The sequence below is a fragment of the Microbacterium sp. PAMC22086 genome, assembly GCF_019443525.1.
Classification (GTDB): Bacteria; Actinomycetota; Actinomycetes; order Actinomycetales; family Microbacteriaceae; genus Microbacterium; species Microbacterium maritypicum.
Genome location: NZ_CP080380.1, coordinates 2,221,655 through 2,242,691, shown reverse-complemented (window position 1 = coordinate 2,242,691; position 21,037 = coordinate 2,221,655). Strand labels below are relative to the sequence as shown.

The window sequence follows — 21,037 nt, the reverse complement described above, 5'->3', positions numbered from 1 at the left end:
CGTTGCGACACCGCGAGACCGGAAGGGGCGCGGTATGCCATCCTGAGTCCATGATTCCGCAGGATCGTCATGTTCCGGAGCGTCTGCTGCTCGCTCGGCACGGTCAGACGGTGTGGAACGTCGAACATCGCCTGCAGGGTCAGCTCGACTCGCCCCTCACCGACGAGGGCGTGGCACAGTCGCATGCCATCGCGGACCTCCTCGCGGACCGCGGGGTCCTCACCGTGTGCTCCAGCCCGCTCGGCAGGGCGATGCAGACCGCGATCATCATCGCAGAGCGGGTCGGAGCGCAGCTGATCGAAGTCCCCGAGCTCGCGGAGCTGGACCACGGGGAGCTGGCGGGCATGACCTGGGACGAGATAGAGGCGGCGTACCCGACGGCGAGAGAAGAGCGGGCCGCGAATCGCTACGGCTGGGCGTTTCCCGGCGGGGAGAGCTATGCGCAGGCCAGGGCACGGGCGCGAAAGGCACTCAGTGCCTGCGGGCGGGCTTCGGAGGGTGCGCCGCTGCTCGTGAGCCACGAGATGATCGGACGGATGCTGCGGGCGGAACTGCGGGGCCTCGACGCATCGAACGCCCTCGGACTCCGGCATCCGCACGGCGTGGTCTTCGAGATCGACGGCGGCTCGGAGCGGATGCTCTGACGCCTTCCGCGTGACGGAATCGGCTCTCGGCTTCGATCAGACAGGGGACGTCTCGTCACCGGGCAGGAGATCGGGACGACGCCGCTTCGTGCGCTCGATCTGCTGCTCGCGGCGCCAGGAGGCGATCGCGCCATGGTTCCCGCTCAGGAGCACATCCGGCACGGAACGCTCTCGCCACGATGCGGGCTTCGTGTACGAGGGGTACTCCAGAAGACCGTCTTCGTGCGACTCCTCGACCAGGCTCTCCGGGTTGCCCACGACCCCGGGGATGAGCCGGCCGATGGCCTCGATCATCGCCATCGTCGCGACCTCTCCCCCGTTGAGGACGTAGTCGCCGAGGCTGATCAGTCGCACCTCGCCCAGGTCGGACGCGTACTCGAACACCCGCTCGTCGATGCCCTCGTAACGGCCGCAACCGAAGACGAGGTGCTCCCGGGTCGCCAACGCTCGCGCGGTCTTCTGCGTGAACACCTCACCAGCCGGCGACGGGAAAATGATAGTGGGTCGCTCGGTGGGCGCTCCCTCGGACGACCCGGCGATCTCATCGAGGGCGAGACCCCACGGCTCGGGCTTCATCACCATGCCGGCGCCGCCGCCGTAGGGGGTGTCGTCGACCGTGCGGTGTCGATCAGAGGTCCAGTCCCGAAGATCCCGGACACGGAGGTCGATCAGGCCGGATTCCTGGGCCTTCCCGAGCAGGGAGAGCGTCAGGCCGTCGAAGTAGGACGGGAAGATGGAGAGGACGTCGATGCGCACGGGGGAACCGTATCAGCGCTCACTCGGCCGCTTCGGCGTCCGAGGGCGTCTGCGGCTCCGCGTCCGCAGCATCAGGAAGCTCTTCGAAGAGTCCGGGGGGCGGGGTCACGATGACGCGCCCTGCATGGACATCGACCGTCGGGACGATCGCGGAGACGAACGGCACCATGACCTCGTTCTCCCCGGCCTTGACGATGAGGAGGTCCTGCGCGGGAAAGTGCTCCACGCGTACGACCCGGCCGACGACGGTGTCGTCGCGCACGACATCGAGGCCGACGAGTTGGTGGTCGAACCACGCATCGTCCTCGACCTCATCGACGTCCTGGTCGATCCAGAGGATCGCCCTGACGAGGCTGTCTGCGGCGTCGCGATCCTCGACGTCGTCGAAGAAGACGACGGGATTGCCGTTCATGACCCGGTACTCGCGCACCGTGATCTCCTTGCCGTGCCACGGAGATGCCTCTGGCACCTGCAACGTGAAACCGGCACCGGGGACGAATCGTCCCTCAGGGTTGTCGGTGTACAGCTCGAGCTTGAGCCCGCCTTTGAGTCCGTGCGCCTTGACGAGGCGCCCGACACGCAGCTGGTTCTTGCCCTGGTTGCGGTCCTTTGCCACCACGTCAGTCGTCCGCGACATCGACACGGACCCGACGCCCGTCAGCGAGCGCGCTGACGAGGGTGCGAAGGGCCTTCGCGGTGCGGCCGCCGCGCCCGATCACGCGTCCACGGTCATCGGGGTGCACACGCACCTCGAGGAGGTCGCCTCGCGGCGATGTGGACTCGTTGATACGGACATCCTCCGGGTGATCGACGATCCCCTTGACGATGTGTTCGAGCGCGGCGGCGAGCACGACGGATTACTCTGCGTCGGCGGCGGGAGCCGCGTCGGCCTCGGCAGCGGCGGGAGCCTCCTCAGCGGGGGCCTCCACCTTCTTCTCGGCCTTGGGCTTCACGACGGACTTCTTGGCGGCATCGATCTCGAACGGAACCTTGGGCTCCTTGACCTTGAGCGTGGACTTGGCGTCCTTGTCGCCCTTGAACTTGCCCCAGTCGCCCGTGATCTTGAGGATGGCGGCGACCTGCTCGGTCGGCTGCGCGCCGACGGAAAGCCAGTACTGCGCACGCTCGGAGTCGACCTCGATGAACGAGGGCTCCTCGGTGGGGTGGTACTTTCCGATCTCCTCGATCACGCGACCATCGCGCTTGGTCTTCGAGTCGGCGACGACGATGCGGTAGTACGGCGCACGGATCTTGCCCAGGCGCTTGAGACGAATCTTGACAGCCACGATTCTCCTGAATTGTGTGGAAGGAAACGAACTGGTCGCCTGGAGAGTGGGGTGCACACCCGGCGGAAGCTCAAATGAGTGTGGACACCTGCTGGATAGAGGGTCGAGCAGGTCGTCCGACCCTCTATTCTGCCAGAAGCGCGCGCCAGGCGCGAAACGTGGCGAAACGACCGTTGCCGTGTCGCGCCTCGCCCGTGCCAGACTGTGCGGGTGAAGCTCGAGTTCGCCTCCTCGGCCCGGTCCACCGTCGGCCTCGAATGGGAGATCATGCTCGCGGATCCCGCGACCGGTGATCTCGTCGGACGTGCGCCCGAACTGCTCGCAGCGCTCGAAGCCGAGAGCGCCGATGAGCGCCACACGGTCACGGGCGAACTGCTCACGAACACGATCGAGGTCACGAGCGGCATCGGCGACTCGGTCGCCCATGCGGTCGACGACATCGCGAACGCCATCACCGCGGTGCGTGCGGCGACCGACCCGGCAGGAGTCGAGCTGCTCTCGGCGGGAAGCCACCCGTTCGCGCAGTGGTTCGACCAGCAGGTCACCGACAAGTCGCGGTACCACACCCTGATAGAGCGCACCCAGTGGTGGGGGCGGAACATGATGATCTGGGGAATCCACGTCCACATCGGCGTCGAGGACCAGCGCAAGGTGTTCCCCATCATCAACGCTCTCGCCGGGTTCCTCCCCCATCTGCAATCGCTCGCCGCCTCGAGCCCGTTCTGGGCGGGCGAGCGCACCGGCTACGCCTCCAACCGCGCGCTGGTGTTCCAGCAGCTGCCGACCGCGGGACTCCCGTGGCCCCTGCACGACTGGTCGCAGTACGAGTCATACCTCGACGACATGGTGCGCACCGGCGTGATGGCGGATGCCACCGAGGTGCGCTGGGACATCCGCCCGGCACCTCGCTGGGGGACGATCGAGGTCCGCGCGTGTGACGGACTCTCCACGCTGCCGGAGCTCGCCTCGGTCGCGGCGCTCGTGCAGGTCCTCGTCGAGGACTTCTCGCGCCAGCTCGACGAGGGCAAGACCCTTCCGGAGCTTCCCGCCTGGTTCCATCGCGAGAACAAGTGGCGCGCGGCGCGCTACGGGCTGGAAGCGAGAGTGATCGTCGATGCGGCCGGCACCCAGCGCCCTGTGCGCGAGCATCTCGCGGAGACACTCGAAGCCCTCACCCCGACCGCCGTCGAGCTCGGTTGCGGTCGGGAGTTCGGCGGCATCGCCACGATCCTCGACGGCGGGGCGAGCTATGCGCGTCAGCTGGCGATCGCGGATGCGGCTGGTGGCGAACTCTCGGCGGTGGTACAGCATCTGATCCGCGAGTTCCGCTCAGGACCTGAATCCTCCACCGAGGAGCCGTAGCCGGTGCAGTGATCAGTCCTCGACGAGGCGCCTGGCGAGACCCTCATCCAGGACCACGTCCGTGATGAGTCCCGCGGCCAGGGCCGCGCGAAGACTGACCAACTTCGGTATCCCGGACACGACGCACACGCGACGCGGAACTCGGCGGAGACGGTCCAGACCCGGTCCCGTGGCCCTCGCGTTGACCCGGATGTCCCGCCACGACCCGTCGGAGCGGAAGAACACCGTCGCGACGTCGCCGATCGCGTGATCCTCCCGCAGGCTGCGGTAGTCGTCGCGCCCGAGATATCCGCCGACATAGACCCGGCTCGGTACTTCGGCGGCGGGAGAGCCGAGGCTGAACACCGCGACGTCCATCTTCGCCTGCAGGTCGAGAACACGGCGAGTGCTCCGCTCCCGCCACATCGCGTCACGCGTGGCGGGGTCGTCGAAGAATGCCGGAACCGGGAACTGCTGCACCTGCGCGCCGAAGGCGCTGCCGAACCGCTGCAGGATGTCGCTGGAGTACTCGACTCCCGTCGTCTGGGTGTTGCCGGCGCCGTTGAGCTGCACGAAGGTGGTGTTGTGGGTCTCCTTCTGCGTGAGCCCGCGACTCACGGCGCTGATGGTCGAGCCCCATGCGACGCCGATGACCATGTTCGAGTCGACGAACTGCGACAGCAGACGTCCGGCTGTCAGCGCGACGCGCTCGAGCCGCTCGACCTCGCTGAGGATCTCCGGCATCGGGACGACGTGAGCGGCGACGCGATGCCGATCGCGGATCCTGTGCTCGAGCATGCCCAGACGCTCCAAGGGTGAATTGATCCGGATGCCCACCAGACCGCTCTCCCGCGCGAAGCTCAGAAGACGCGAGACCGAGGACCGCGAGGTGCCGAGCTCCTTCGCGATGACCTCCATCGTCTTGTCCTGCATGTAGTAGAGCTGCGCGGCGGTGAGCGCCGCGATCAGCTTGCTGTCGCGGGATTCCGCACTTGCACCGACCATGACATCCTCCTCCACCCCGATCCTTGCACATATGTGCAGTGGGCTTGCGCGGGATGCCACACAGGTCGATGCTGGTTGGCAAGTAAGGAAGAGAGGGTCGACGATGATCGATTCGACACACTCGTCAGCGGAGCGCGCAGAGGTCCGCGCCGTCCGTGAATCCGGACGCACCAGCGTCCTCGTCATCGGTGGTGGGATCAACGGCATCTCCACCTTCCGCGACCTGGCACTCCAGGGCGTCGATGTCGTGCTGGTCGAGCGGGGGGACTTCGCCTCCGGGGCATCCGCCGCGTCGAGCCACATGATCCACGGTGGCATCCGCTACCTCGAGAACGGTGAGTTCCGCCTGGTGCGCGAGTCGGTCAAGGAGCGCAACGGGCTTCTCAAGACCGCCCCGCATTACGTCAAGCCGCTGCAGACGACGATCCCGATCTACTCGACCTTCTCGGGCATCCTTTCCGCTCCCCTGCGGTTCCTGACGCACAAGAGCGGCAAGCCCCAGGAGCGCGGGGCCCTCCTGATCAAGGTGGGCCTGACCATCTACGACACCTTCTCGCGTGACGGCGGGATGGTTCCCCGGCATCGCTTCCTCGGCCGCAAGAAGTCTCTCGCCGAGCTGCCGTCGCTCGACCCGAAGATCAAGTACACGGCGACCTACTACGACGCCTCGATGCACGACCCGGAGCGGCTCGCCCTCGACGTCCTGCAGGACGGGCGCACGGCGCACCCGGGAGCGCATGCCCTCAACTACGTCGAGGCCATCGCCCGTGACGGCGACAAGGTCGTGCTCCGCGACCGCGAGAGCGGCACGGAGTTCACCGTGCAGGCCGACGTGGTCGTGAACGCCTCCGGCCCCTGGACCGACCTGACCAACGCTGCGCTGGGCGCCGACACCCGCTTCATGGGCGGCACCAAGGGGTCGCACATCGTCCTCGATCACCCCGAGCTGCTCGAGGCGACGCAGGGACGCGAGATCTTCTTCGAGCACTCCGACGGGCGCATCGTGCTCATCTACCCGCTCAAGGGGCGCGTCCTGGTCGGCACCACCGACATCGACGCCGACCCTCGCGAGGTCCCCGTGTGCACCGAGGAGGAGGTCGACTACTTCTTCGACCTGATCCACCACGTGTTCCCGACGATTCCCGTGGCGCGTGACCAGATCGTCTACAGGTTCTCCGGCATCCGCCCGCTCCCGCGCCACGAGGACACCGCTCCCGGCTTCGTCTCCCGTGACTACCGCATCGAGGTCGACGACAAGGGCGCCGTCCCTCTCGTCAGCCTGGTCGGCGGCAAGTGGACCACGTTCCGCGCCCTCGGTGAGTCGCTGTCCGACGTCGTGCTCGGTCTCATCGAGCGCACCAGGACCGTCTCCACCGCTGGACGGGCCATCGGCGGCGGTCGCGAATTCCCGCGCACCGAGAAGGCCAAGCGCATCTGGATCCAGGAGAATCTGCCCGGAGCCGGGGCTCGCGCCGATCAGCTTCTCGCCCGTTACGGTACCCGCGCCGCTCAGGTCTGGGAGTATGTCGAGCAGGGCACGGACGCACCGCTCGCCGGCGGCGACCTCTCTACGCGCGAACTCGAGTGGATGGTGCAGAACGAGATGGTGGCACGCCTGGAAGACGTCGTGCTCCGTCGCACCAGCATCGCCTTCACCGGCGGCGCGAACGCAGAGGTCCTCGGCGAGATCGCCGACGCCCTCGCGCCGATGCTCGGTTGGGATCGCTCGCGCCACGACGCCGAGCTCGATCAGACGCGCCAGTTGCTGAACGAACGACACGGACTCGATATCCCGTCCCGCACCCGCGGCTGACGGGGTCTCGGACTGCCGCCCTCCTCGCGGCGCAACTCCCATAACGTGTCGGGGCAGAGGAGCCCCGACACACAAGAAAGGTCAAAGAAGACATGGCTGATGTGAATCTCGGTCTCTACTTCCTCTCCGAGTTGGTCGGCACAGCGATGCTGATCCTGCTCGGATGTGGTGTCGTCGCCAACGTCGCCCTCGCCAAGAACAAGGGGTTCGGCGGCGGCTTCCTGATGGTCAACTGGGGATGGGGCCTCGCGGTCTTCGCCGGTGTGCTCGTCTCCGCGTACTCCGGTGCGATCCTCAACCCGGCCGTCGGTATCGGCCTTCTGCTGGCTGGCAAGATCAGCTTCGTCATGTTCCTCACGGCCACGGCCGCGGAGCTCGTCGGAGCGATCCTCGGTGCGATCGTCGTATGGCTCGCATACAAGCAGCACTTCGATGAGGAGCCGGAGGCCGCCAACAAGCTCGGCGTCTTCTCCACCGGCCCCGCGATCCGTTCCTACGGTTGGAACCTCGTCACCGAGATCATCGGCACCTTCGTTCTCGTTTTCGTGATCTTCGCGTTCGCCGACTACGGCGACATCGAGGTCGGCACGCCCGGAGGCCTCGGACCGCTCACCGCGCTTCCCGTCGCGCTCCTCGTGGTCGCGATCGGCGCCTCTCTCGGTGGTCCGACCGGCTACGCGATCAACCCCGCTCGTGACCTCGGTCCGCGCATCGCTCACGCGATCCTCCCGATCAAGGGCAAGGGCTCCAGCGACTGGTCCTACTCGTGGGTGCCGGTGGTCGGTCCGTTCATCGGTGGTGCACTCGCCGCCGCCGCAGCGCCCGTCCTGCTGTACCTCGCCTGAACGACCTGAATTCAAAGGAGAACACAATGGCTGACTACATCCTCGCCATCGACCAGGGAACGACTTCCAGCCGCGCGATCATCTTCGACAAGAAGGGCAGCATCATCGCGACGGGCCAGAAGGAGCACGAGCAGATCCTGCCGAAGGCCGGCTGGGTCGAGCACGACGCCTCCGAGATCTGGCGCAACGTCCAGGAGGTCATCGGTCTGGCCCTCAGCCGGGCCGACCTCACCCGTCACGACATCGCGGCGGTGGGCATCACCAACCAGCGCGAGACCGCGGTGGTGTGGGACAAGACCACGGGAAAGCCCGCCTACAACGCGATCGTGTGGCAGGACACGCGCACGCAGGACATCGTCGACCGTCTGGCTGCGGACGGTGGAGTCGAGCGGTTCAAGCCCGTCGTCGGACTGCCGCTCGCGACGTACTTCTCTGGTACCAAGATCGCCTGGATCCTGGAGAACGTCGACGGCGCACGCGAGAAGGCCGAAGCCGGTGACCTGATCTTCGGCACCACCGACAGCTGGGTGCTGTGGAACCTCACCGGCGGTGTCGACGGCGGTGTGCACGTGACCGACGTCACCAACGCCTCGCGGACGATGTTCATGGACCTCGAGACGCTCGAGTGGCGCGACGACATCCTCGATGCGTTCGGCGTGCCGCGCTCGATGATGCCGGAGGTCCGCTCCTCCTCCGAGGTCTACGGTGCCGCGGAGGACTCCTCCCTGCTGCGCGAGACCCCGATCGCCGGCATCCTGGGTGACCAGCAGGCGGCGACGTTCGGTCAGGCGGCGTTCCAGAAGGGCGAGAGCAAGAACACCTACGGCACCGGCTGCTTCCTGATCTTCAACACGGGCGAGGAGATCGTCCACTCGAAGAACGGGCTGCTCACGACCGTCGGCTACAAGCTCGGCGACCAGCCGACGCACTACGCGCTCGAGGGCTCCATCGCGGTCACCGGATCCCTGATCCAGTGGTTGCGCGACCAGCTCGGCATCATCTCGTCGGCCCCCGAGGTCGAGGAGCTGGCCGAGAAGGTCGAGGACAACGGCGGCGTGTACATCGTGCCCGCATTCTCGGGTCTGTTCGCTCCGTACTGGCGTCCGGACGCCCGCGGCGCGATCGTCGGTCTCACCCGCTACGCGAACAAGAACCACATCGCTCGCGCAGCGCTCGAGGCCGTCGCCTTCCAGACGCGTGATGTGCTGGACGCCGTGAACGCGGACGCCGGCGTGGACCTCACCGAGCTCAAGGTCGACGGCGGCATGGTCGCGAACGACGCGCTCATGCAGTTCCAGGCGGATGTCCTCGGTGTCCCGGTCGTTCGGCCGGTCGTCGCCGAGACCACGGCACTCGGTGCGGCCTACGCCGCGGGACTCGCGGTCGGGTTCTGGAACGGTCTCGACGACCTCTCTGCCAACTGGCAGGAGGACAAGCGCTGGGAGCCGTCGATGGAGGAAGCCGAACGCGACCGTCAGCTTCGTCTGTGGCGCAAGGCGATCACGAAGTCGATGGACTGGGTCGACGACGACGTGAAGTAGTCGTCTTCAGTGCGAGGCGGGTTCGGAGTTCATCTCCGGACCCGCCTCGTCGTATGCGGGGGCATCCACGAGGGCATCCACGACCGCGACGAATGCTCGAGCGACCTGACGCGCTGCCGCAGCGTCCCAAGCGAGGTACTCCACGCGCACCGGGCCGCCGTGCACCTGGGCTGTGACCACGTGCGCCGCAGAGCGGGCCACGGTCCCCGGTGCGAGAAGGGTCACTGCCAGGCCCGCCTCGACCAGACCGAGGATGAGGGTCGCTGAATCGGCCTCGAACGCGACGTCACGGCTCAGCCCCGCCGCGAGGAAGGCGCCATCGCTCTGCGCACGGCCGGAGGTGCCGGCCGGGAAGTCGGCGAAGGTCATCCCGGCCAGGTCCGAGAGTTCTACAGCACTCGAGCCGCCCCGTGGATGCCCCGGCGGGAACACCACGACGAGGCGCTCACGAGAGAGCACGCGTGAGGCGACACCTTTCGGCGGCACCCCTTCACGCAAACCGAGCAGGGCCACGTCGAGTTCGCCGCTGCGGAGCTTCGTCGTGAGGGTGTCGCTGTTGCCGACCTGCAGTTCCACTCGCACCCGAGGATGCGCCGCACGGTACGTAACGAGCAGCGCAGGCACATCGACGGCGGTCACCGTCGGGATCACACCGATCCGGAGCGTGCCCTCCACGACACCGTCGGCGGCGGCAGCGTCCTCCTTCGCCTCCTCCGCGGCACGAAGCGCGATGCGCGCGTGGGCGACGAACGCCGCCCCTGCTTCACTCAGGCGGACGCTCCGGCTGGATCGGACGAACAATCGACGACCGAGTTCTCGCTCCAGCGATGCGATCTGGTGACTCAACGCCGATTGCGTGACGAAGCACCGCTCGGCCGCTCGGGTGAAGCTCAGAGTGTCGGCGACTTCCACGACATAGCGAAGCTGCTGGAGTTCCATGCTTCCATGATGTGGGTTCATCGATGACGTGACAACCATGCGTTGGACTCATCGACGTGGCGGACGCAGGCTGGAATCATGAACCGCCTGACACTGGTGTTGTCGACCGCCCTCGCCCCCATCGCCTGGGGAACCACCTACCTGGTCACCACAGATCTGCTTCCCGCCGGCCATCCGCTGTTCGCGGGGCTCCTCCGTTCACTCCCCGCGGGGCTGCTCGCCGTCCTCATCAGTCGTCGACTCCCCCACGGCTCCTGGTGGTGGAAGTCTCTCGCACTCGGAGCGCTCAACATCGGCGCCTTCTTCCCGCTGCTCTTCCTCGCCGCCGAGCGACTCCCGGGAGGCGTCGCCGCCGCCGTCGCCGGTGCACAGCCGCTCATCGTCCTGGCGCTCGGAGCCCTCGTGCTGCACGAACGGATCCGACCGCTCACCGCTGCCGCAGCGGCCGTCGGCGCGGGAGGAGTGGCTCTGGTGGTCCTGGGGCCCGCCGCTGAGCTCGACCTCTGGGGAATCCTGGCTGCCCTCGGGGGCGTCACGGCGACGGGTGTCGGGATGATCCTGACCAAGCGCTGGGGCCGTCCCGTCGGGGTGAGCCCCGTGTCCTACGCCGGTTGGCAGCTCAGCGCGGGCGGCCTGTTGCTGCTGCCGCTCACGCTGATCGTCGAGGGCGTGCCGGCGACGATCGACGGCGGTGCCGCTCTCGGATACCTGTGGCTGGCCACCGCCGGGGGGATCGTCGCCTACACGCTGTGGTTCCGCGGTGTGCAGCAGCTGCCGGTGATCGCCCCAGGCCTTCTGGCACTGCTCTCCCCCATCGTCGCGACGGTCCTGGGCGTGCTGATCTCGGGCGAGCGGTTCACGCCGCTGCAGGCGACCGGGTTCATGCTCACCCTCGGCGCTCTGGTGTTGGGACAACTCGTCTCGCGGCCGAAGCCGCCTCAGGGGCGAAACACGCAGGTGACGGCGGCACCGTCTCTCACAGCGCCGCGCTGAAAGAGCTCAGCTCTTGCCGAAGAGCTTCTGGATCTCCGCGAGGTCCGCCTCGCTCGGAGCCTTCGCCGCTCCGCCGCCGAGACCGAACCCGGAACCGGTGGGCGTCGCGGATGACGCGATCCCCGCATTCTCGGCCGCGCGCTTGGCGGGGTTTCCCGAGCGGGAGCCGCCGGAGGACTTGGCCTTCTTGCCGCGCTTGGAAGATGCACCGGGACGCCCCATGCCGGGAACGGCCCCCATACCGGGAATGTTGGGGGTGCCGCCACGAGCAACGGTCTTCATCATCTTCGCGGCCTGCTCGAAGCGCTGCACGAGCTGGTTGACATCGGTGACCGTCATTCCGGATCCGCGTGCGATACGCAGACGGCGTGATCCGTTCAGGACCTTGGGGTTGCGTCGCTCGCCCGGCGTCATCGAGCGGATGATGGCTTCGGTGCGGTCGATCTCACGCTCGTCGAAGTCTTCGAGCTGCTGTTTCATCTGCCCCATGCCCGGGAGCATCCCGAGCATCTTCTTCATCGAGCCCATCTTCTTCATCTGCTGAAGCTGGTCGAGGAAGTCCTCGAGCGTGAAGGCCTCGGTCGCAAGCTTCTCGGCCATCTTCATGGCCTCTTCCTCATCGAAGGCCTGCTGCGCCTGCTCGATGAGGGTCAGGATGTCGCCGAGGTCGAGGATGCGGCTCGCCATGCGGTCGGGGTGGAACGGCTCGAGGTCTTCGAGGCGCTCGCCGGTCGAAGCGAAGATGATCGGGCGGCCGGTGACGGAGGCCACCGAGAGTGCGGCGCCACCGCGGGCGTCGCCGTCGAGCTTCGACAGCACGACTCCGGTGAAGTCGACACCCTCCTGGAACGCCTTGGCGGTGTTCACGGCGTCCTGACCGATCATCGCGTCGATGACGAACAGGACCTCATCCGGGTTCACAGCCTTGCGGATGTCGGCGGCCTGCTTCATGAGCTCGGCATCGACGCCGAGACGGCCGGCGGTGTCGATGATCACGACGTCGTGCTGCTGCCGTCGCGCGTACTCGACGCCGTCACGCGACACCTTCACGGGATCACCGACGCCGTTGCCCGGCTCCGGTGCGTAGACCGATGCGCCGGCCTGCTCCGCGACGACCTGGAGCTGGGTGACCGCGTTCGGGCGCTGGAGGTCAGCCGCGACGAGCAGCGGCGTGTGCCCCTCACCCTCGAGCTGCTTGGCGAGCTTGCCTGCGAAGGTGGTCTTACCGGAGCCCTGCAGGCCCGCGAGCATGATCACGGTCGGCGCGGTCTTCGCGAACTGCAGACGACGCTGCTCTCCGCCGAGGATCTGCACGAGTTCCTCGTTGACGATCTGCACGACCTGCTGGGCGGGGTTCAGCGCCTTGTTGACCTCGTCGCCGAGGGCGCGTTCGCGCACCTTCGCCGTGAATTCCTTGACGACCACGAGCGCGACGTCGGCGTCGAGCAGGGCGCGTCGGATCTCGCGCACGGTGCCGTCGACGTCGGCCGCGGTGAGCTTTCCCTTCGTGCGCAGATTGCGGAAGGTCTCGGTGAGCCGATCGGAGAGCGTGCCAAATGTAGCCATGGTGCTCTGATTCTACGCGAGCGGAGGCCGGTTGCTCAGCGCCGTGCGGACTCAGGACCAGGGCAGGTCGTGGATCGTCCCCAGCGCTTCCCGGAGGACGGTCTCGGGAGTGCCGCGTCCGGCTCCCTGTTCCGCCCAGACCCGCAAGGATGACAGCACCGCCGCCGCGTGAGCGGCCCCCAGGATATCGGCGCGGATGACATCGACCCCGGCGGCGGACGCCGCACGCGACACCGCCGTGGACAGGCGGGCGAGGCGGAGTCCGGTGTCGCGGACGAGCTCGTCCTCCAACCCCATCGCCCGAGCGTTCCGAAGAGCGAGCGCGAGCGGATCAGGGGCGAAGTCGTGCACCACACGCAGCAGGATGTCGCGAACCTCGTCGCCGGTCGCGGCCCTGTCGAGCCGCTCGAGAGAAGCGATGGCCTGACCGATGCGCTCGTCGACACCCGACCACAGCACGTCGCTCTTCGAAGCGAAGTAGTTGAAGAAGCTGGATCGGCTGACGCCGGCGCGCTGGGTGATGTCAGCGACGGACGTGGCGTCGTATCCGCGTTCGAGGAAGAGCTCGCACGCAGCTTCTGCGAGCGTCTCTCGCGAAGACGCCTTGGGGCGACCGGCCCTGCCAGGGGAACTCATGCCCTCACGCTACCGCGAGGACCACCACGACGACGCCGTCGGCAGTGCGGAGGGGTATTGTTGTTCCCAGTCCATTTACTCAAGGAAAGCGGTTCTGCGATGCTCGAGATCCTCACCCCTGGATTCGCTCCGACGCCCGTACCGTACCTCGACGGATGGGATCTTCAGCGCCGTATCCACGCCGATGTCGTCGGACGTACACGTCCGGATACACTGATCCTCCTCGAGCATGAGGCGGTGTACACCGCGGGAAAGCGGACGGAACCGCAGGAGCGCCCACAGGACGGGACTCCCGTGATCGACGTCGATCGCGGCGGCAAGATCACCTGGCACGGCCCCGGGCAACTCGTGGGATATCCGATCGTCCGCCTCGTCGAGCCCATCGATGTCGTCGCCCATGTGCGTCGGCTCGAGCGCGTGCTCATCGATGTGCTGCGCCCGTTCGGCGTCGACGGCTATCAGGTCGACGGCAGAAGCGGCGTCTGGGTGCGCCGACCGCTCTCCGAAGACAAGGTCGCAGCGATCGGGGTGCGCGTGCAACAGGGAGTGACGATGCACGGCTTCGCCATCAACTGCGACAACTCGCTGATCGGGTTTCGCGGAATCATCCCGTGCGGGATCACCGACGCCGGGGTCACGACGGTGAGCGAGGTGGCCGGCTCCGCCGTCTCCCCGCTCGACCTCGTCGACGCCGTCACCCGCGCCTTCCTGGCCGAGTACGCGACCACTGAACTGACAGGAGCCACCGCATGACCGCCGCACCCGAGGGGCGCAAGCTCCTGCGCCTGGAGATCCGCAACGCCGAGACGCCGATCGAGCGCAAACCGGAGTGGATCAAGACCAAGGCGAAGATGGGCCCCGAGTACACGGCCCTGCACTCCCTCGTGAAGAGCGAGGATCTGCACACGGTGTGCCAGGAGGCCGGCTGCCCGAACATCTACGAATGCTGGGAGGACCGGGAGGCGACCTTCCTCATCGGCGGTTCTCAGTGCACGCGCCGGTGCGACTTCTGCCAGATCGACACCGGGAAGCCCGCCGACTACGACACCGATGAGCCGCGTCGTGTCGCCGAGAGCGTGGTCCGCATGAACCTGCGCTACGCGACCGTGACGAGCGTGGCGCGCGACGACCTGCCAGACACCGGCGCATGGCTCAACGCCGAGACGGTGCGCAAGATCCACGAGCTCAATCCGAACACCGGTGTCGAGCTGCTCGCGAACGAGCACAACGCCGATCCGGCATTCCTCGGTCAGATCTTCGACGCCCGCCCGGAGGTGTTCGCGCACAACGTCGAGACCGTACCCCGCATCTTCAAGCGCATCCGTCCCGCCTTCCGCTACGAGCGGTCCCTGAACGTGCTCACCCAGGCGCGAGACGCGGGGCTGATCACCAAGTCGAACCTCATCCTCGGGATGGGCGAGGAGCCGGAAGAGGTCGTCCAGGCGCTGAACGACCTGCACGAGGCCGGATGCGACATCATCACGATCACGCAGTACCTGCGCCCCTCACCTCGTCATCTCCCGGTCTCGCGGTGGGTGAAGCCCGCGGAGTTCGTCGAGTTCAAGGAGGAGGCGGAGCGTATCGGTTTCCTCGGCGTCCTCGCCGGTCCCCTTGTGCGGTCCTCGTATCGGGCCGGGCGTCTGTGGGCGCAGTCGATGCGGTCGAAGGGCCGCGAGATCCCCGCCCACCTGTCGCACATCGCGGACAGCGCAGACCTCGGTTTCGCCCAGGCCGTCTGACTCGGACGCGCTCCGGGGTGTGGCTCAGTCCGCGCTCATGACGGACTGCACGCTGCCGTCCGAGCCGAGGTTCACCAGCAGCACGTCGTCCGTCGAGCTGTCGTCGAGGGCGTACTCGAGCACCGCGAAGGGCTCGGATCCTCCGTGCTCATCAGCGAGGATGGTCATGCTCATCAGGCGCAGGGAACGGATGATGTCGACCGCCGCGTCGCCGGACACGTCGACGAGGACGTCGGGAAGATCATCGCCGTACGTCTCCTGCTGCTGAAGGATGTACTCGGTCACCTCACTGGTGCGGTCGTCGACTTCGGCGAGCATGCCGCGCCGGGCGGTGTCGTCGACGCTCTCCAAGCCAGCGATGAGCGAGGCGGCGATGTCGAGCGCGTCGGCGGACACGTCGTCCTGATCCGGCGCGGTCAGATCGACGGTGACGCTCTGGTCGCCGAGCTCCACGGTCTCCGACCAGAAGATCGAGCCGTCGGGACCCGAGGACAGGAGTCCGAAGTAGTCGTGTTCGATCGCCATAACGCTATGAAACCAGCCTCGTGCTCACTGCGGTAGTCCCGTCATCAACCGACCAATGACTGGACGAACACATGGGGGGTGAAACCGGTCAGATCGTCGATCCCCTCGCCCTGGCCGAGTAGCTTGACCGGGATCCCGGTGCGCTCCTGCACGGCCAGCACGAAGCCGCCCTTGGCAGAGCCGTCGAGCTTGGTGAGGACGAGTCCGGTGACGCCGGCGTGCTCGAGGAAAGCCTCGGCCTGCATCACGCCGTTCTGGCCCGTGGTGGCATCGAGCACGAGGAGCACCTCACTGATCGGGGCCTGCTTCTCGATCACGCGCCGGACCTTCGAGAGCTCATCCATGAGGCCGCCCTTGGTGTGCAGACGCCCCGCCGTGTCGATGATGGCGATCTCGATGCCTTCACGCTTGGCGTACTCGACCGTCTGGAAGGCGACGGATGCCGGGTCCTGCCCCTCCTGCTGCGGACGCACGATCGCGGCCCCGCCGCGCTGCGCCCAGGTCGCGAGCTGCTCGACCGCTGCCGCGCGGAAAGTGTCGGCCGCGCCCACGACCACGCTGCGCTGATAGCCGCGAAGAAACTTCGTGAACTTGCCGATGGTCGTCGTCTTGCCCACGCCGTTGACACCCACGACGAGCACGACAGCGGGACGCTCGGTGAGCTTCAGCGTCGTGTCGAACTTGGCGAAGTGCTCCTCGAGGGTCTCCCGCAGCATGCGCTGAAGATCCTTGGGGTCGGTGGTGCGGTACCGTTCGACCTTCACGCGCAGCTCGTCGACGACGCGCTCGCTGATGTCAGGTCCGAAGTCGGCTGTGATGAGAGCCGTTTCGAGGTCCTCCCAGGTCGTCTCATCGATGGTGGGCTTGACGAACATGCCGCGCAGTGCGCGACCAAGAGACCAGGACTTCTCCGCCATCACTCCAGCCTACGGGTTGCGCGGGTGGATGCTCCGCGCGAGGCGGTTCGATCCGCTAAACGGCCGCCGCCGCCCGATCTCCGACACGCTGCCCCACGACCGCCGAGACGCCGTCCTGGCGCATCGAGACGCCGTAGAGCGCATCGGCGATCTCCATGGTGCGCTTCTGATGCGTGATGACCAGCAGCTGCGAGCTCTCCCTCAGCTGCTCGAAGACGGTGAGCAGCCGGCCGAGGTTCGCATCGTCCAGAGCGGCCTCGACCTCGTCCAGGATGTAGAACGGGCTCGGCCGCGCCTTGAAGATCGCGACCAGCAGCGCCACGGCCGCCAACGACCGCTCCCCGCCGGAGAGGAGGGAGAGGCGCTCGATCTTCTTCCCGACCGGCCGGACGGACACCTCGATGCCCGTCGTCAGCATGTTGTCGGGGTCCGTCAGCGAGATGCTCCCTGTCCCACCGGGGAACAGCAGAGGGAAGACCTGCCCGAACGCCTCCTTCGTGTCTTCGAAGGCACTGGCGAAGATCGTCTGCATCCGCTCATCGAGATCGGTGATGATCGTCAGGAGGTCTTGGCGCGTCTGGGTGAGGTCGGCCAGCTGCTCGGTGAGGAAGGAGTGCCGCTGCTCGAGAGCGGCGAACTCCTCGAGTGCCAGCGGGTTCACGCGACCGAGCTGGGCGAGTTTGCGCTCCGCTTCGGCGAGACGACGCTGCTGGATGCGACGGTCGAACGGTATGGCCGTGTCATCCGTGTGCTCATCGCCGTCGTGCGGCGCCACGCCCGGATCGCGCGGGACCAGCTGGTCAGGACCATATTCCGCAACGAGAATATCTTCGTCGAGAGCCAGCTCGGAAGCGACGCGCTCGAGAAGGCTGTTCAGGTGGAGCTTCTTCTCGTGAATCTGCAGCTCGAGTCCGTGCACGCTCTCGGTGAGTCCGGCGAGCCGCTCCCGAAGAGAGCTCTCCTGCGCGCGCAGGGCGACGAGTTCCTGATTCTGCGCCGATCGCGCAGCTTCAGCCTCGCGCAGAGCGAGGCGTGCCTCCGTGACCGAGCGATCCAGTGAGTCGAGGATGCGAGGCAGTTCTTCGGCCACACCCGACGCCGCCTCTCGCTGCGCACGGCGGATGACCGCTCGGCGCGCAGACTCGGCCGCGGCATCCCTCTCGTGCTCGCGCTGCCGCTCCAGGCTCGTGACCCTCGACTGCGCCGCACGCACGCGCTCACGCAGGGTCTCGATCTCGAGCCGTGCCCGTACCTCACCCTCTCGTGCGAGTTCCAAAGCTTCGAGCAGCCCATCTCGCGCGGAGGCATCGAGCACGGGACGCGGCGCGGAGATCGCGTCGTCCAGCGCCGCCTTCGCCGACTCGGCCTTGGCCTCGGCCTCGGCGACGGCGGACTGCGCCTGTGCGAGCCCCGTCTCGAGGCGCTCGCACTCGGCGACAGCGGATTCGTGGCGCACCGTGACGCGGTTGACCTGCTCGGCGTGGGTGGCCAGAGCCGCATCGTGCTCCCGAAGTGCCCGCAACGCGTCCTTGGCCTGACGTCTGGTCGTCTCGACCGCCTCGTTCGCCTCCTCGCGCGCTTCGCGGAGTGAGTCGACGACGATCTGGATCTCGGCGAGCCGCTCGGTCGCGGCGTCCCTCTCGGCAGCGAGCTCCAAGCGGGAGCGCTCTCCCCCGGAACCAGTGCGCAAGGTCTGGGCCGTGACGACCTCACCCGCGACCGTGACGATGGTCGTGAAGGTGTCGCCCGTCGCATCGAGAGCCGCTCGTGCCGCCCGCGCCGAGTCCAGATCGTCGGCGATCAGCACATGAGACAACACGCCGAGCACGCCGTCGGGAGCCGTGACCGTGTCGACGGCGGGCGTGACCCCTGCGACGACGGGGAGCACCGGGTCGGGTCTGAACGCGTCAGCGATGACGAAGTCGACCACGCCCCTCCGCTGCTCCGCTGCATCCATCGCCAGTGCGAAAGCGTCGGCAGCCGTGTCGATGAGCACGCCCTCCGCGAGCGGACCGAGGACCGCGGCGATAGCGGCCTCGAAACCGGCGCGCACCTGCACGGCATCGCCGACGAGGCCGCGCACGCCCTTGCCACCCGCTCTGACGATCTCGGCAGCGCCACCCGACAATGCGAGCGCGCTGCTCAGAGCCGATGCCTTCGCCGTCAGAGAGTCGACTTCGCGCTCGGCGGCGTGCAGGCGCTCCCGAAGGGCCTCGCGCTCGGACTCCGCAGCCGTCGCGGCGCGCTGTGCGCTCTCGTAGGCGGCCGCGTGTTCGGCCGCCGTTCCTTCGGGCGCCTCCGCGTCGTCGATGGACTCGAGGGCCTGCGCGGCCTCGAGTCGGCGCACGTTCGCCGCCTCGAGGGCGTTCTCCTGACGGAGCACCGCTCCCCGGACAGCAGCGAGGGCGGATGCGGCGGCATCCGCAGTTCCGCGCAGAGCCGACACCCGCATGTCGTATGCGGAGACGAGGGCGCTCTGCTCGGCGATGTCGACGTCGAGCGTGTCGAGTTCGGCACGCGCGTGCACCACTTCGCGACTGGCCGCTGCCGCCGCATCCTGGGCATCTCCGAGACCGGCCGAGATCAGATCGATCTCCTCCTTGGCCTCGTCGATCGTGGCCTGCGTGACCGTGACCGCGGTGACCGCGGCGTCGTCGTCTTCGGTACCGAGGAGGGCGAGCCGCTGATTCGCGAGCGTGAAGAGGCCACGCATGCGCTCCTGCACCTGCTCGAGGCCGAACGCCACGCTGCGTGCCTCGTCGACGGCGACGGAATTCTGATCCTGCTCCAGTCGCGCGATGCTCGCGCGCACGGTCTCGGCCTGGTCTGAGAGCACCAGCCGCTCGGTGTGGCGCTCGTGCTCCGTGCGCGTGTGATCCGCGAGTGCGGCGCGCAGGGCGACGACGTCATCGGCGAAGATACGAGCCTTGGCATCGCGCACGACCGCAGCGATCGTCTGCGCCTCCCGGGCGATCTCGGCCTGGCGTCCCAACGGCTTGAGCTGCCTGCGGATCTCGCCGGCGAGGTCGCTCAGGCGGGTGAGGTTGGTCTCCATCGCATCGAGCTTGCGGAGGGTCTTCTCCTTGCGTCGGCGGTGCTTCAAGATTCCCGCCGCTTCCTCGATGAACCCGCGGCGATCTTCCGGAGACGCCTGGAGCACCGTGTCGAGACGGCCCTGGCCGACGATCACGTGCATCTCGCGGCCCAGGCCGGAGTCGCTCAGAAGCTCCTGCACATCGAGGAGACGGCATCCCTCGCCGTTGATCGCGTACTCACTGGAACCGTTGCGGAAGAGCGTACGGCTGATCGTCACCTCGGCGTACTCGATCGGCAACGCGCCGTCGGCGTTGTCGATCGTCAGCTGCACCTCGGCGCGACCGAGCGGACCGCGCGTCGACGTTCCGGCGAAGATGACGTCTTCCATCTTGCCGCCACGCAGCGTCTTCGCACCCTGCTCGCCCATCACCCAGGCCAGGGCGTCGACGACATTCGACTTGCCCGAGCCGTTCGGACCGACGATGCAGGTGACACCGGGCTCGAAGACGAAACTCGTCGGCTGCGCGAACGACTTGAACCCCTTGAGAGTCAGGCTCTTCAGATGCATGCGGGCACCGCTCGTCCGGGGAGAATCACGCGGCTACGCTACCGGAATCACGCGGTTTCAGCCTTATCCCGCGCGGGCGGCGAGAGAACTCGAGCACCAGACGACACGCCGAGCGGGACCACATGTGCTTGACGCCCGCCCGCTGGATTCGCTACGGTTGCGTCCGGATCGCCACACGAAAGGAGGTTACCGATGATTACGACTCAGCTCAACGCACAGGCCACTGGCCTCGCCGCGCCCGCGCACTTCGCGCCGCGCCACGCGTTCTCGGTAACCGCCGGCGTCCGCATCAGCGCTCTCTCGTAGAACCGCACACCGAGATTCCGTGCCCGTAGTGGGCTCTATCCGGTCGGCTCTTCCGCGCCCCGTCTGCTGACCTGCATCCCAGGTCCCGGCTCATCCCCGCGTGCGGGGCCACTTTTGCGTGACCCCGTCGCCCCGCGTTCTTCCGCATCGCTCCTGGCCGCTTCCTCGGTCGACGTGCGGTGCTTCCGCATCCATCACCGCCTTTCTCTCGAAGGAACCATCGTGAACACCACGTTGCATCGCAGCGACATCCACCCGCCCGATATCGAGGACCGCGAGGTCCTCCAGATCCCCCACCCCGACGAGCTGCGTCGCCTGTCGCTCGCAGATCGTCTCTCCCTCCGGATCGGCCTCTGGCTCTTCCAGAGGGCGCAGCGCCCCCGGCGTCCGCGCCGCGGCCTGCACATCGATCCGGCAGACATGCTTCTGCTCGGTGAGCAGCGTCATCGCTCCGCCGCGGAATCCCAGGCACTGCTGATGTTCGACCTGCAGCGCGGAATGCGCTGATGATCGGGCGTCGGTGATGCTCGTCTCTCCTCCGATGGTTCCCCACCCCCGCCTGCTCCGTGCGGGCGGCGGCG

At 67.4% G+C, this 21,037-nt stretch carries 20 protein-coding genes; 9 read left to right on the top strand and 11 right to left on the bottom strand.

Annotation, left to right across the window (positions count from 1 at the left end):
- Positions 1-50 precede the first annotated feature (50 nt).
- Positions 51-644: a histidine phosphatase family protein gene (locus tag KY497_RS11160; protein WP_219869051.1), complete on the top strand. Its 594-nt coding sequence runs from the start codon at positions 51-53 to the stop codon at positions 642-644.
- Between the two features lie 36 nt (positions 645-680).
- Here KY497_RS11160 and trmD read toward each other — a convergent pair whose 3' ends face one another.
- Genes trmD through rpsP form a run of 4 tightly spaced genes read right to left on the bottom strand, consistent with a single transcriptional unit; the run spans position 681 to position 2,686 of the window.
- Positions 681-1,400, bottom strand: a complete 720-nt coding sequence (gene trmD, locus KY497_RS11155) for a tRNA (guanosine(37)-N1)-methyltransferase TrmD (RefSeq protein ID WP_055868531.1) — start codon at positions 1,398-1,400, stop codon at positions 681-683.
- Between the two features lie 19 nt (positions 1,401-1,419).
- The gene (gene rimM / locus KY497_RS11150) at positions 1,420-2,037 is read right to left on the bottom strand and encodes a ribosome maturation factor RimM (RefSeq protein ID WP_141385988.1); all 618 of its coding nucleotides are present in this window, start codon (positions 2,035-2,037) and stop codon (positions 1,420-1,422) included.
- Positions 2,021-2,251, bottom strand: a complete 231-nt coding sequence (locus tag KY497_RS11145; RefSeq protein WP_017830729.1) for an RNA-binding protein — start codon at positions 2,249-2,251, stop codon at positions 2,021-2,023. Before KY497_RS11145 ends, rimM begins: the two co-directional genes overlap by 17 nt.
- Positions 2,252-2,257: 6 nt before the next feature.
- Positions 2,258-2,686 (bottom strand): 30S ribosomal protein S16, encoded by a 429-nt coding sequence (gene rpsP / locus KY497_RS11140; protein ID WP_017830730.1) that lies wholly within the window; start codon positions 2,684-2,686, stop codon positions 2,258-2,260.
- Between the two features lie 267 nt (positions 2,687-2,953).
- Here rpsP and KY497_RS11135 point away from each other — a divergent pair, with 267 nt between their 5' ends.
- Positions 2,954-4,048 (top strand): glutamate--cysteine ligase, encoded by a 1,095-nt coding sequence (locus KY497_RS11135; protein WP_375140929.1) that lies wholly within the window; start codon positions 2,954-2,956, stop codon positions 4,046-4,048.
- A 12-nt stretch (positions 4,049-4,060) separates the two neighbouring features.
- Here KY497_RS11135 and KY497_RS11130 read toward each other — a convergent pair whose 3' ends face one another.
- Positions 4,061-5,032 carry a sugar-binding transcriptional regulator gene (locus KY497_RS11130; protein WP_219869050.1) on the bottom strand — a complete coding sequence of 324 codons (972 nt, stop codon included), beginning with the start codon at positions 5,030-5,032 and terminating at the stop codon, positions 4,061-4,063.
- Positions 5,033-5,135: 103 nt separating this feature from the next.
- On the opposite strand from KY497_RS11130, the gene KY497_RS11125 reads away from it, so the two are divergent.
- From KY497_RS11125 to glpK, 3 genes are all read left to right on the top strand, one after another.
- A complete protein-coding gene (locus tag KY497_RS11125; RefSeq protein WP_219869049.1) occupies positions 5,136-6,845 on the top strand; it encodes a glycerol-3-phosphate dehydrogenase/oxidase in 1,710 nt (569 codons plus the stop codon).
- Between the two features lie 92 nt (positions 6,846-6,937).
- Complete coding sequence (locus tag KY497_RS11120; RefSeq protein WP_141385984.1) at positions 6,938-7,690, top strand: MIP/aquaporin family protein; 753 nt, start codon at positions 6,938-6,940, stop codon at positions 7,688-7,690.
- 26 nt (positions 7,691-7,716) lie between these two features.
- Positions 7,717-9,231, top strand: coding sequence for a glycerol kinase GlpK (glpK, locus tag KY497_RS11115; protein ID WP_141385983.1), 1,515 nt, complete (start codon positions 7,717-7,719; stop codon positions 9,229-9,231).
- Between the two features lie 6 nt (positions 9,232-9,237).
- On the opposite strand, the gene KY497_RS11110 is transcribed toward glpK, so the two are convergent.
- The gene (locus tag KY497_RS11110; RefSeq protein WP_055868538.1) at positions 9,238-10,170 is read right to left on the bottom strand and encodes a LysR family transcriptional regulator; all 933 of its coding nucleotides are present in this window, start codon (positions 10,168-10,170) and stop codon (positions 9,238-9,240) included.
- Between the two features lie 78 nt (positions 10,171-10,248).
- On the opposite strand from KY497_RS11110, the gene KY497_RS11105 reads away from it, so the two are divergent.
- Positions 10,249-11,163, top strand: coding sequence for an EamA family transporter (locus KY497_RS11105; protein ID WP_219869048.1), 915 nt, complete (start codon positions 10,249-10,251; stop codon positions 11,161-11,163).
- A 6-nt stretch (positions 11,164-11,169) separates the two neighbouring features.
- On the opposite strand, the gene ffh is transcribed toward KY497_RS11105, so the two are convergent.
- Both ffh and KY497_RS11095 read right to left on the bottom strand, forming a co-directional pair.
- Positions 11,170-12,729, bottom strand: coding sequence for a signal recognition particle protein (gene ffh / locus KY497_RS11100; protein WP_055868542.1), 1,560 nt, complete (start codon positions 12,727-12,729; stop codon positions 11,170-11,172).
- A 51-nt stretch (positions 12,730-12,780) separates the two neighbouring features.
- Positions 12,781-13,365 carry a TetR/AcrR family transcriptional regulator gene (locus KY497_RS11095; RefSeq protein ID WP_017830739.1) on the bottom strand — a complete coding sequence of 195 codons (585 nt, stop codon included), beginning with the start codon at positions 13,363-13,365 and terminating at the stop codon, positions 12,781-12,783.
- A gap of 99 nt (positions 13,366-13,464) precedes the next feature.
- Between KY497_RS11095 and lipB the strand changes: the two genes are divergently transcribed.
- Both lipB and lipA read left to right on the top strand, forming a co-directional pair.
- Positions 13,465-14,118: a lipoyl(octanoyl) transferase LipB gene (gene lipB, locus KY497_RS11090; protein WP_219869047.1), complete on the top strand. Its 654-nt coding sequence runs from the start codon at positions 13,465-13,467 to the stop codon at positions 14,116-14,118.
- Complete coding sequence (lipA, locus tag KY497_RS11085; protein ID WP_219869046.1) at positions 14,115-15,104, top strand: lipoyl synthase; 990 nt, start codon at positions 14,115-14,117, stop codon at positions 15,102-15,104. The genes lipB and lipA overlap by 4 nt, the downstream gene beginning before the upstream one ends.
- Before the next feature lie 24 nt (positions 15,105-15,128).
- Here the strand turns inward: lipA and KY497_RS11080 are convergent, their stop codons facing one another.
- Genes KY497_RS11080 through smc form a run of 3 tightly spaced genes read right to left on the bottom strand, consistent with a single transcriptional unit; the run spans position 15,129 to position 20,150 of the window.
- Positions 15,129-15,629 carry a DUF2004 domain-containing protein gene (locus KY497_RS11080; RefSeq protein ID WP_017830742.1) on the bottom strand — a complete coding sequence of 167 codons (501 nt, stop codon included), beginning with the start codon at positions 15,627-15,629 and terminating at the stop codon, positions 15,129-15,131.
- Between the two features lie 44 nt (positions 15,630-15,673).
- Positions 15,674-16,546: a signal recognition particle-docking protein FtsY gene (ftsY, locus tag KY497_RS11075; protein WP_141385979.1), complete on the bottom strand. Its 873-nt coding sequence runs from the start codon at positions 16,544-16,546 to the stop codon at positions 15,674-15,676.
- Positions 16,547-16,601: 55 nt separating this feature from the next.
- Positions 16,602-20,150 (bottom strand): chromosome segregation protein SMC, encoded by a 3,549-nt coding sequence (smc, locus tag KY497_RS11070; RefSeq protein ID WP_219869045.1) that lies wholly within the window; start codon positions 20,148-20,150, stop codon positions 16,602-16,604.
- Between the two features lie 528 nt (positions 20,151-20,678).
- Between smc and KY497_RS11065 the strand changes: the two genes are divergently transcribed.
- On the top strand, positions 20,679-20,963 hold the full coding sequence (locus KY497_RS11065; RefSeq protein ID WP_055868552.1) for a hypothetical protein: 285 nt from the start codon (positions 20,679-20,681) through the stop codon (positions 20,961-20,963).
- Positions 20,964-21,037 lie beyond the last annotated feature (74 nt).